Origin of the sequence: Actinoalloteichus fjordicus (genome assembly GCF_001941625.1) — a bacterium.
Lineage (GTDB): Bacteria > Actinomycetota > Actinomycetes > Mycobacteriales > Pseudonocardiaceae > Actinoalloteichus_A > Actinoalloteichus_A fjordicus.
The window spans coordinates 1,825,447-1,837,395 of record NZ_CP016076.1; the positions used below are offsets into that span (position 1 = coordinate 1,825,447).

9 protein-coding genes are annotated in these 11,949 nt (G+C 71.7%); all 9 read left to right on the forward strand.

Features of this window, described 5'->3' with window-relative positions:
• The first annotated feature begins 527 nt into the window (after nucleotides 1-527).
• Entirely contained in the window at nucleotides 528-1,196 is a 669-nt protein-coding gene (locus UA74_RS08285; protein WP_075739746.1) for a P-loop NTPase family protein, read from the forward strand.
• Nucleotides 1,193-2,521 (forward strand): ABC transporter substrate-binding protein, encoded by a 1,329-nt coding sequence (locus UA74_RS08290; protein WP_075739747.1) that lies wholly within the window; start codon nucleotides 1,193-1,195, stop codon nucleotides 2,519-2,521. The genes UA74_RS08285 and UA74_RS08290 overlap by 4 nt, the downstream gene beginning before the upstream one ends.
• Nucleotides 2,522-2,524: 3 nt before the next feature.
• Nucleotides 2,525-4,969, forward strand: coding sequence for an ABC transporter permease subunit (locus UA74_RS08295; protein ID WP_157434061.1), 2,445 nt, complete (start codon nucleotides 2,525-2,527; stop codon nucleotides 4,967-4,969).
• Nucleotides 4,956-6,365 carry a hypothetical protein gene (locus UA74_RS08300; protein ID WP_075739749.1) on the forward strand — a complete coding sequence of 470 codons (1,410 nt, stop codon included), beginning with the start codon at nucleotides 4,956-4,958 and terminating at the stop codon, nucleotides 6,363-6,365. The genes UA74_RS08295 and UA74_RS08300 overlap by 14 nt, the downstream gene beginning before the upstream one ends.
• 143 nt (nucleotides 6,366-6,508) lie before the next feature.
• A complete protein-coding gene (rplU, locus tag UA74_RS08305) occupies nucleotides 6,509-6,820 on the forward strand; it encodes a 50S ribosomal protein L21 (protein WP_075739750.1) in 312 nt (103 codons plus the stop codon).
• A gap of 14 nt (nucleotides 6,821-6,834) precedes the next feature.
• The gene (gene rpmA / locus UA74_RS08310) at nucleotides 6,835-7,092 is read left to right on the forward strand and encodes a 50S ribosomal protein L27 (protein ID WP_075739751.1); all 258 of its coding nucleotides are present in this window, start codon (nucleotides 6,835-6,837) and stop codon (nucleotides 7,090-7,092) included.
• Between the two features lie 129 nt (nucleotides 7,093-7,221).
• A complete protein-coding gene (gene obgE, locus UA74_RS08315; RefSeq protein ID WP_075739752.1) occupies nucleotides 7,222-8,664 on the forward strand; it encodes a GTPase ObgE in 1,443 nt (480 codons plus the stop codon).
• Nucleotides 8,661-9,791 carry a glutamate 5-kinase gene (gene proB / locus UA74_RS08320; protein WP_198042965.1) on the forward strand — a complete coding sequence of 377 codons (1,131 nt, stop codon included), beginning with the start codon at nucleotides 8,661-8,663 and terminating at the stop codon, nucleotides 9,789-9,791. The genes obgE and proB overlap by 4 nt, the downstream gene beginning before the upstream one ends.
• Nucleotides 9,792-10,175: 384 nt before the next feature.
• Nucleotides 10,176-11,894: a DUF7937 domain-containing protein gene (locus UA74_RS08325; RefSeq protein ID WP_075739753.1), complete on the forward strand. Its 1,719-nt coding sequence runs from the start codon at nucleotides 10,176-10,178 to the stop codon at nucleotides 11,892-11,894.
• Nucleotides 11,895-11,949 lie beyond the last annotated feature (55 nt).

Here is an 11,949-nt window from a genome sequence, read left to right on the forward strand (position 1 = left end):
GAGGGCGGCCGCAGGAGAATCACGTTCGGACGCGGTTTGCGTAATCCGTCATCGAATGCCGGCCCACTTCGTCGCGAATCGCCGTCGACTTCTGGTCGCCGACCCCTCGATCGGCAGAACCGGGCTTCGTGAATGGCGATTCGCAGGCCGGTGCGTCGATCTGCGGATAGGTCGCGGTCGCGGTCGGCTGTCCGGGTGAATGGTTGCCGCCGGACAGCAGACGCCGGTCTCCCCAACGCCCCGCAGGCGTCCACCGGAACCGATCGTCGCCAGCCCCGTCGCCTCTCGAGGCGGGTCACGGCGGTCGGATCGTCGATTCGACCGTATTCGCCGAGATTCGATGTACCCGACGGCCTGCTCGGCGGGCGAATAGTCGCCGCCGCCGCGAATTCCCGGCCGAGCACTCTCTTGTCTCTCGGGCCGCCGTCGCAGCGATATCGCGCCGATATTCCGATCGCAATTCTGTCGGGTCGCCCCGCCGCTATGCTAGGTGTGATGCAGGGCACTGCGTCGTGCGGGGGTTTCAGATGGGGGCAGGTCTGGTTCTCGACGCCGTTCGGGCCGACGGGATGGCTCGGTCGGTGAGCCTTGCCGTGCCGGTCGGTGGCATCGCCGGTGTCGTCCTGCCGGACTCGGCGACGTTATGCCGATTCTCGGACGCGGTGATCGGCACGGGCGACGGCTGGACCGGCCTGGTCACCGTCGGCGGACGACCACGAGCCCGACCGGACACCGCAAGCCTCGACGGGGCGCAGCCGTTGATCGGCCTCGTCACGGCTGACGGCGGGCTGCTCCCACACCTGAGCCTCCGCGAGAACATCGTCTTCGGCAGGCTGAGCGCCGGTGGCGGGGCGAGCCCGCGACTGGCAGACGAGGCCGACAAGGCCGCCGAACGGGCAGGCCTGCTGATGAGTCTGGACCGCCATCCGCATCGAGCCACGCCAGGCCAACGACAGCAGGCAGGCTTCGCCAGGGTGCTGTTCCGTCGGCGCCCGGCCGTCGTCGTTGAGGATCGGACGGGATTCCCGCGCTGGGCGGGCAGACTCGACGCGGCTGCCGCCCGGACCGGCGTCGCCCTGCTGGTCGTCACCGATGACCGACGTCGGCTCGACGGATTCGTGCCCGCTGCCGACGTCGTCGATCTGACGCTGCCCGAGGGTGTCTCCTCGTCGACCGTTCCACCGGATCCGGGATGACCGCGCGGGGTTCGTCAAGGGCACGCAACGGCGTCTCCCGACGCGCCGTTCTCGGGGCGCTGGCCCTTCCGCTCGGTGCCGTGGTCGGCATGGGCCCGATCGCAGGCTGCTCGGCCGTCACCGGGTCGCTGCGCGTCGCGGTGACCTGGAGCGGGCGGGAGCTGGCGTCCTTCCGGCGGGTCCTCGACGTCTTCTCCGCTCAGCACGGTGTCGGCACGGAGATCGTGCCGATGGGCGATGACATCGCCGCGGCACTCGGCGACCGGCCGGTGGGCTCGCCGGACGTGATCATGCTGCCGCGCCCGGGGCTCCTGCGTTCCGGTGTCGCCTCGGGCGGGCTGGTTCCGCTGGAACTCGACGACGACGCGGCCCCGGCAGGCTGGCGGTCGGTCATGTCGGTGGACGGTCGTCGATACGGGTTGCCCTTCAAGATCGTGCACAAGTCCTGTGTCTGGTACCGACCGCAGGCACTGGCCGATCTCGGCGAGGACGTCCCCACCACCTGGGAGGAGTGGACGTCGCTCAACGCCAGGCTCGCCGCCGCGGGCCGTACTCCGCTGGCGTTGGGGGCCGCCGACGGCTGGGTGCTCACCGACTTCTTCGAGAACGTGCTGCTCAGCATCGACCCCGGTGCCTACCGGACACTGGCCGAGACCGGCATCGGCTGGCGCGGGGACGGCGTGCAGGAGGCGCTGCGCCGGGTCGGGGGGATGTGGGGCGCCCCGTACGCGCTGGCGGGCGGGGCGGTGTCGGCGCTGGCCACCCAACTCGACGAAGCGGTGCTCGACGTCTTCGCCAGGGACAGGGCCGTGATGACGACCGGCTCGGACTTCGTCTACTCGGTGATCGCCGAGCACAGCCCGGCCGATCAGGACGGGCGCTGGCAGTGGGATCTCTTCCGGTTCCCCCGTGCCGAGGACGGCGGCGTTGCGCCGCTGGTGATCGGCGGCGACGTCGCCGTGGTGACGGCCCAGGCGCCGTCGACGGCGACGGACCTGGTCGAGTGGTTGGCCGGGGCGGACGCGGCCACGATCTGGGCGGGCGAGGGCGGGTTCCTCTCGCTGCGGGCCGACCTCCTCGACAACCGGTATCGCCATGCCCGGCTCGCCCGGCTGGCCAAGGAGGTCCGCGATCCGCCGGGCGGACTGTCCTTCGACCTCTCTGACCAGCTCGGTGCGCGAGGGGGCAGGCTGTGGGCCGAGTTGCAGCGATTCCTCCGGGAGGTCGAGGGCGCCGACGAGCAGCGCATCGCCCGGCTCGCCTTCCAGCTCGGCGAGCGGATGGACCGGCCGGTCCACGGCGGCGCCAGGGTCCCGGTGGGCTGACCCGTGGACGAACCGACCCGCGACGGCGGGGACCCTCCTGAGCGCCCGGCAGCAGTCCGCCCGGCGCGCAGCCCTCGATCCCGTGCCGCCGACGGTTCCGAGTCCGCCCCGGGGGAGGCGCCGAGCCCCGCGTCCTCCCCAGGGCCGGAGCCTGCGCCGGAACCGGAGCCTGTTCGCGACTACGTGGAGCTGGAGACGGTCGGACGCGATGTGACCGGGCCGTCGGTGCACGGCGTGGCGGCTCGACCACAGCGCGCGCACTTCCTGTCCGTCGTCAGCCTCCGCGTCGTGGCGAACGTCTTCGCGGTGCTCCTGGCCGCGCTGCTCGTCACCTCGATCCTGGCGACCATCTGGCGCAGCATCCGGCTGGACGGACCGACCGGCGGCCTCGGCATGTCGCACTACGTCGCGGTGCTGTCCGACCAGACGATGCGCGCTGCGCTGCTGCGCAGCGGACTCTGGGCGGCGGTGGCCGTCGGCGTGGCCCTGCTCGGACTGATCGTGGCCGCGCTCGGGCGATTCGTCGGCGACGCCTCGCGGTTGCTCACCCTGCCCCTGCTCATCCCGCTGGCCGCCTCGATGCTGGTGACCGGCGCGGCCTTCCGCCTGCTCGTCGACCCCGACCCCGACCGAGGGATGATCAGCGCCGTCGCCGTCGCAGGCTACGAGGCCCTGGCCGACCCTGCCCCTGCCGGCGGGGCACGACCCGACGAGACGGCACCGGAGGAATCGCGCCTGTACGACCAGGGCGACCTGGTCACCACGTTCAACTACCGGGCGGGATGTCACGTCGACCTGCGGGTGGTGACCCCTCGCGAGGCTCCCGAGCCCCGTCCCGGCTCGCCTGAGTCGTCGGACGAGACGTCCGACCGAGATCCCGTGTCCTGCGTCGACCCCGATTCGCAGCCGCCGAACCGGATCACCGGCACCCTGCATGACCAGTCAGGGGCACTGCCCGGGGTCACGGTGCGAGCCGACGCCTTCGGCATCGACCCGGTGGAGACGGTGACCGACGACCGTGGTCGTTTCGCCGTGGAACTCGGGCCTGCCGGGGCGACCGAGTCCGTCGATCACCGACTGATCATCCCGGAGCGGTCGACCACGCCCCCCTGGCCCGGACCGCAGCCGTATCGAGCCGAGGTGATCTGGATTCCCTTGGTGCTGGCCTTCACCTGGGCCTGGCTGGGCTTCGCCGTCTCACTGTTCCGGACGAGGCTCAACGTCATCCCGCCGGACCTGGTGCGGGTCGCGAAGGCCGAGGGCCTGCGCCCCCTGCACCGGCTCACGCGCGTGATCGTGCCGCTGCTGAGACCGGTGATCACCGTCGTGCTGTTGACCTTGATGGTCGCCGCGGTTCGGCTGTTCGACCTGATGCTGGTCATGGTCCCCGGCCCGCTCCAGGCCGACGTCGAGGTCGGCGCGCTGCTCTGGTGGCGCTCGCCCGAGGCGACGCCGGGGGAGCGGGCGGCCATGGCCACGCTGCTGTTCGGCATGGTCGCGGTGGTCGCGCTCGGCGCGGTGTGGGGCGTTCGACAGGCGCGCGGCGTGACCAGCGTGATCCTGCCGGTGCCCGCACCCGCCGAGCGAGTCCCGCTCATCGGCCCGCCGATGCGACAACGGACTCTCCTGCGTCGATCGATCGCGGTCCTGCTCGGGCTGCTGGGGCTGATCTGGCTGTCGCCCCTCATCGTGCTCGTCGGGACCTCCCTGCGGTCGCCTGCCGACGCCGCGCTGACGGGATTCTGGAACGGCGGCATCGACGGTCTCGGGCTCGCCTCGTTTCGCGCGGCGCTGGACAACGGCCTGATCGGCGCGCTCGGGGCGAGTCTGTTCATGGCGGGCACCACGGCGCTGCTGGTGGCGGTGATCGCAGGCTCGGTCGGCCACGCACTGGCCTGGAGCGTCGCAGGCCCACGCCTGGTCAGCGCCGTCGTGATCGTGTTGGCGCTGCTCGCCGTGGCGCCTGTGCAGCTTTACGCCGCGCCGATGGCCGAGTGGTTCGCCGCCACCAATCTGACCGGGACCTCCCTCAACCTCGCGTTGATCCTCGCGCACACGGCGGCTGGCCTGCCGTTCGCGATCCTGCTGATGCGCGGCGCATTCCTCACCACCTCCTCCCCGCTGGACCAGACGTTGACGGGCGAGATCGACCGCCAGGCCGAGGGCCTCGGGCTCATCCGGCGACACTGGGACGCCGTCGTCGCCGTCGCGGTGCTCGAGTTCGTCCTGGTCTGGAACGACCTGGTGATGGGGCTGCTGCTCGGCGGGACGCCCGCCTCGCCGCTGACGCTGCTGCTGTGGGGCGAGCTTCGTTGGTTCCACACCTCGGCGGGCCCGATCGCGGCGGCGGCGGTCTTCTCGCTGATCGTGCCGTTGATCGTGCTCGGACTGGGATGGCGAACGGCCGTCCGAGGGCTGACGGGGGTGCGTCGCCGTGCAGGCCGATGACGAGCGTCGAGGCGACGGCGAGGTGCGGGAGCGGGTCGTCAAGATCCTGGCCTGGCTGCCTCTCGGACTGCTCTCGGCCGCGTTCGCGGAGGCCGTCCTCGCGCGGCCGGACAGCCGGATCTCGCTGGCGATCATCGTGTCCGCCGGTGCCTGCACGGCTGCGCTGGCGTGGATCGGCGTCGCGGCCGTGCGTTCCTGGCGTCGGCGCAGGCCCGCCGACGTGGAGCGCCCCGCGCCCGCGCGCCCCGGCCGCCGACGCGCTGCGGCCGGGACGATCCGCTTCTATGCCCGCCGTGCCGAGTTCCATGCGGCCGACCTGGCCGTCCCCACCCGTCGCACCGGGGCCGAGAAATGGTTCGCCGAGGAGGAGGACCGGATGGTCGCGCTCCTGTGGAGCGGCGACGTCCGACTGAACGAGCTGCGTCGACTTCGGGTCATCGCGAGTGCCCTGGAGGTCTGGTTCTCGCGGCAGCGCCGCTACGTCGACCTGCGGGGACTCGCCGATGCGATCGAGGCGGCGTGCGAGCAGGCCGCCCGGCGACGGGTCGACGACCTCCGACGTCGGTTGCGGCGATCACCGGGTCGGGTGACGCGGCAACCGGATGCAGAGGTACGCAACCTCGCGCGGATCACCCGCGCCACCGCGCTCCGACTCGAGGGACAGGCCGAGCTGGCCGAGAAGGAACTCGGCTCGATCACCATGACGGACTCGGGCGCGCTCTCGGGTCGGGAGAACAACGCGTGGGCCGTGCTTCGCCTGCTCGAGGCGGAACACGGCAGGCTCACCGGGACGCTGTCCGCCCATCAGGAGGACGACGCCCTGCAAGAGGCGGAGAGCTGTCTTCGGGACGCCGCCGAGCGGCTGCCCTCCTCCGATCTGCACGCCTGGATCGGCGTTCGGATCAACCTGGGCGTCCTGCGGCTGCGTCGAGGGGAGCCGCAGCACGCCCTCCACCACCTCAATGAGGCGGAATGGCTGGCCAGACAGGTCGAGGACCACTCGGCCGAGGCCCACGCGGTGGAGCTGTGCGGAGTGGCCGAGTGGCGGCTCGGCGATCGGGCGCACGCGTGTCGGCGGTGGCGCGCGGCCGAGGAGGTCTTCAGGGATCTCGGCGATGACGCGGGCCTGGCGCGCTGTCTGCTGCACGGTGGCACCGCACTGCTCGTCCAGCCGGACCTCGGTAAGGCGCTGTCCGACGATACGGAGTCGTGGACGGTGGAGCATGCGGCGGCCGTCGCGCTGGACCGCCTCGACCGCAGTATCGAGCTTCGAGGCGGGGAACCCGCCGACTCACCGGGACTCGTGCTCGCTCATCGGTATCGTGACCAGGCAGAACGCCTCCTGAGGGGGAGTGGGCGGCCGGGGGCCTCCGCAGCGGACGCCACCCCGGTTTGACCCTCTGCCCGCCGGGCACGTAACCTGAGCGCCGGTCGCCCGTCCGGGCTGACCCAGCCGTGCGAGGTCTCACAGAATCCGCTTCATCGATCTGTGTTCGCACGCCGTCCATCATCGTCGAGTAGCAGGAGACTTCCGTCCTGATGTACGCGATCGTCAAGACCGGCGGCAAACAGTACAAGGTGGCTGTCGGCGACGTCGTCGAGGTCGAGAAGCTTGAGGGCGAGCCGGGCACCGCGGTCAACTTCCCGGCGCTGCTCGTCGTCGATGGCAACGACATCACGCACGACGCGTCCGCCCTGGAGAAGTTCTCGGTGACCGGCAAGGTCGTCGAGCAGTCCAAGGGCCCCAAGATTCGCATCCACAAGTTCAAGAACAAGACCGGCTACCACAAGCGGCAGGGTCACCGGCAGAAGCTGACCCGCGTCGAGGTCACCGGCATCTCCGACAAGTGAGGACCTGAGCAGCCATGGCACACAAGAAGGGCGCATCCAGCTCCCGGAACGGCCGCGATTCCAATGCCCAGCGGCTCGGTGTGAAGCGCTTCGGCGGTCAGGTCGTCAGCGCGGGTGAGATCCTGGTGCGTCAGCGCGGCACCAAGTTCCACCCTGGCGTGAACGTCGGCCGAGGCAACGACGACACGCTGTTCGCACTGTCCGCAGGCGCGGTCGAGTTCGGCAGCAAGCGTGGTCGTAAGACCGTCAACATCGTCCCGGCGCAGGGCTGAGCCCCGCCGCCGACGACGTCAACGACCCCGGCGAGGGGCGGGCCCGGAGAGTTCCGGCCCGCCCCTCGCCTTGTGTCGTTCCGGCCCGGTGATCCGCCGGCCCGGACAGTCAGGGGAAGGAGTACCGCCGTGTCCCGTTTCGTCGACCGCGTGGTGATCCATGTGGCCGCAGGCAACGGCGGCAATGGCTGCGCCTCCGTGCACCGTGAGAAGTTCAAGCCGTTGGGCGGCCCGGACGGCGGAAACGGCGGGCGCGGCGGAGACGTCGTCCTCGTCGTCGACTCCAACGTGCACACGCTGTTGGACTTCCACTACCGACCGAACGCCCGCGCCACCAACGGCAGGCAGGGCCAGGGCAACAACCGCGACGGAGCGACCGGTGTTGACCTGGAGCTGAAGGTCCCCGACGGCACGGTGATCACGGACGCCGACGGCAACATCCTGGCCGACCTCACCGGCCACGGAACCCGGCTCGTCGCAGCTCAAGGCGGCCGAGGCGGGCTGGGCAACGCCTCGCTGGCGTCCAAGGCCCGTAAGGCTCCCGGCTTCGCGCTGCTCGGTGAGCCAGGCGAGGAGCGCGAGCTCGTCCTGGAGCTCAAGTCCGTGGCCGACGTCGGCCTGCTCGGCTTCCCGTCGGCGGGCAAGTCCTCCCTGATCGCCGTGCTCTCCGCCGCCCGCCCCAAGATCGCCGACTATCCGTTCACGACCCTGGTGCCGAATCTGGGCGTGATCACGGCGGGCGAGACCGTGTTCACCATGGCCGACGTGCCGGGACTCATTCCGGGCGCCAGCGAGGGCAAGGGCCTCGGACTCGACTTCCTGCGGCACATCGAGCGTTGTGCGCTGCTGGTCCACGTCCTGGACTGCGCGACGGAGGAACCCGGCCGCGACCCCGTCTCCGACCTGGAGGCGCTGGAGGAGGAGCTGGCCCGCTACACGCCCTCACTCGGCGGGGACCTGGCCGACCGCCCCCGGATCGTCGTGCTCAACAAGATCGACATCATGGAGGCGCGCGAACTGGCCGACATGGTCCGGCCCGACCTGGAGGAACGTGGACTCCAGGTGTTCCCGGTCTCCACCGCGACCAGGGAGGGCCTCCGCGAGCTGACCTTCGCCCTCGGCAAGGTCGTGGCCGAGTACCGGGCCGCACAGCCTGCCCCGGAGGCGACGCGCCTCGTGCTGCGCCCCACCGCCGTCGACGACAGCGGGTTCACCGTGACCCCGAATCCCGCCGAGCCGGGCGCGTTCGTGGTGCGTGGCGACCGTCCGGAGCGATGGGTGCTGCAGACCGACTTCAACAACGACGAGGCGGTGGGCTATCTCGCCGACCGGCTCGCCCGCCTCGGGGTCGAGGACAAGCTCGCGGCCCTGGGCGCCGAGCCCGGTGCGTCGGTGACCATCGGCGGCCTCACGTTCGACTGGGAGCCCACCACCCCCGCAGGCGTGGCGATGTCGATGACCGGCCGGGGAACCGACCGGCGACTGGAACGCAACGACCGGGTGCCCGCGAAGGACCGCAAGGCGGCCTCCCGGATCCGGCGCGGCATCGACGTGGAGGACACGACGGGATGAGCGGTGGCGCGGCGGTGCTGTCGGAGACGCGACGGCGGGTCGGCGCGGCGCGCAGACTCGTCGTCAAGGTCGGCTCCTCGTCGCTGACCACCGCCTCGGGCGGGCTGGACACGGCGAGGCTGGACGCGCTGGTGGACGCCGTCGCGGGGCGATGCGCGCGCGGCGGTCAGCTCGTACTGGTCTCGTCCGGCGCGATCGCCGCCGGGCTGGCGCCGCTGGCGTTGGCCCGCCGTCCTCGTGACCTGGCGACGCAGCAGGCCGCCGCAGGCGTGGGTCAGCTCGCGCTGGCACACGCCTACGCCACGTCCTTCGGTCGTCATCAGCGGGTGGTCGGCCAGGTGTTGTTGACCGCCGACGACGTCGTCCGCCGGGCGCACTACCGCAACGCCCAGCGCACCTTCGAACGGCTGCTCGCGCTCGGGGTGGTGCCGGTCGTCAACGAGAACGACACCGTCGCCACCGATGAGATCCGCTTCGGTGACAACGATCGACTGGCCGCCCTGGCGGCGCACCTCGTCGGCGCCGACGCACTGGTCCTGCTCTCCGACGTGGACGCGTTGTACGACGGCGATCCTCGGCACGGCGGGGCCCGGCGGATCACCGAGGTCGAGGGCGCGGGCGACCTGGCCGAGGTCCGGGCGGGAGACGGGCGGGCCGACGGGCTGGGCACCGGCGGGATGGCCTCTAAACTCGCCGCAGCGCGCATGGCGTCCTCGGCGGGCATCCCGGTCCTGCTCGCGGGCGCCGACGACGCGGTGCGGGCTCTGGGCCCCGCCGACGTGGGTACCGCCTTCGGCGTCACGGGCGCCCGGCTGTCCGCCCGCCGGTTTTGGCTCGGTCACGCCGCGAGCGCGACCGGCCGGATCAGACTGGACGACGGCGCGGTCCAGGCCGTCACGCAGCGCAGGCGGTCGCTGCTGGCTGCGGGGATCACCGGGACGACGAGCGACTTCCACGCCGGCGACGTCGTGGAGCTGGTCGACGGCACGGAGCGCGTCGTGGCCAGAGGGGTCGTCGCCTACGACGCAGCCGAACTGCCGGAGCTGATCGGCCGGTCCTCCCATGAGCTCCCCGCCGAGTTCCGCCGCGAGGTCGTGCATGCCGACGATCTCGTCGTCGTGAGCTGATCCGGCGCGTTCGCAGGCTTCAGTGCCCGGACCGGGCCGCGCGGGCTGTGCGGCGGTGCACTGGGTGATCCCGGCGGGAAGTCGATCGCACGGTACGGCCAGAATGGGTGTCGTCCGGTGACTGAGCGTGTCGGCGGACGACACGTCGATCGACTCGCGTGGGGGTTCGCGGGGCAGACCGGCGCTCGATGATCGAGCGGACGAGGGGTACCGGTGAACGTGTGTGACGGTTGTGGGCGCACCCTTTCGAGCGGGAGTCGCTGTGCCGACTGCGGTGCGGCACGCCACGGCGGGCTGATCCCGCCGGTAGCGGGAGGTCCACTACGCGGCGACGCGCCGCCGGGCTTCGCGTCCGGTGGTCACGTCCGGTCTGCCGCGCCACCCATGCCCTATCCGCGCATTCCGGTGTCGGACCGGGTCCGGGACGGCGTCGCACTGGTGCTCATCCTCGTGTCGCTGGCCCTGCCGTGGGACGGTCATGGCCTGGCTGCCGACCGGATCGACGTGGTGCTGACCTCGATCCTCGCGCTGCTCTGTCTGACCGTGCCGTACATCCTCCGATCCGGGGCGCTGTCCGGGCGGGCCGACCTGTTGCGGGCCTGGCTGCTGCGGGCGTCCTTCGTCCTGCCGTATGTGGCCGTCGTCATCACGACGCTGGTCCTCGACATCGTGATGGGCGAGACCCCGGAGACGCTCGCCTCGGTGGAGGGACTGGTCCTCGGCGTCGACACGGCAGGCGGCTTCGGCTCCGGCCTGGGCATCGGCCTGGCAGGCGTGCTGCTCGCCGCCGCCCCTCGCGTCGCGGAGCTGCCCAGGGTCCCGCGTGGTCTGGACGAGGCCTGGCGGATCGCCTCGGTCGGCGTCGCGACGCTGACCGTCCTGTGCCTGCTGTTGAGCACCGTCCTGGGGCTGATCGACGTGGCGAGCGGCGTGCCGACGACGGCGTTGACCGGCCTCGCGTCGCTGCTGCTGACCATGATCGTGTTCACCGTGCCTCCGTTCGTCGGGCTGGTGATGGGCGATCTCGGCTGGCGGCGCATCGTGTTGTGGCTCGGTGCGGCGGTGACGGCGGTGATGGTGTTCGCCCCGGCCGTCGAGTCGATCTACCGTCCGTTGAGCGGCCTGGTCTTCTGGCCTGCCGCCGCCGCGCTGGCCGCTGCACCAGGGGTGGTCCGCACGATGAACCAGTCGCCGCGCAACGTGCAGCGGGTGGGTGCGGTCGTGCGAGCGCTGGAGCTGATCGCGGTCACCAGCGTGGCCGGTTTCATCTACGGGCTCATCATGTTCCTCAACGTCGCGACGCAGCGCGGCGCACAGGTGATGACCTTGATCCTGGCGGTGGCACTGGTCGTCGGGTCGCTGACCGCCCATGCCGTCCTGCGACGCGATCCTCGACGTGGCAGGCGCACCGCCCTGATCGCCGCGACGGTGTTCCTGCTGTTCGGGCTGGTCGACCTCGTCGTGTGGTCCACCGTCCTCGGCGAGCCTGCCACCGACCCGATGTCGTTCGCGGTGAGCTTCGCACTGCCGTCGGTCGTGATCGCCTCGCTCGTTCCCACCTGGTCGCTACGGTGGCGGCTCGGCACGCTTCCGGCCGCAGGCCCGCCCGTGGCGCCCCATGAGCAGGTCACCCCGGCCGCCGAGGGACCGGCCGCACCGCAGACCGGGCCGATCCAGGTGTTCGGCCGCCCGCTGACGGGCAGCCGGCCTGCGGGTGCGCAGGCTCCCCGACCCCCGTACCTCATCGGTGCCGACGACTCGTCGCCGCAGGGCGTGCCTGCGGAGCTCGTCCGTCACGTCGACGTGGCGTCTCGGCCCGCCTCTGCGGTGTCGAGTCCGACTGGCGGACCGCAGTCGGTGTCCGGCGCTGATCAGGCACTCGGCCCGACGACCGGCCCTTCCGAGGCGTCGCAGGACGCGCCGGTGCGTGCTGAGCAGGCCGAGGACGAGCCGTCTCCGGTCGTCCTGTCCCGGGTAGCACACGCTCAGCCGGAGTCGCCTCGGGTCGAGTCGCCGATTCCTGCCGCGGAGGTGCCGCCTGCCGACTCCGGCTCGCCGGGCGGGGACGCCGGCCCTGGGACGGCGTCCGCCGACCCTGGCTGATGCGGGCTCGCTCGGTCGGGCGAGCCGTCACGCGACCCTCGCCGGGCTGATCGGG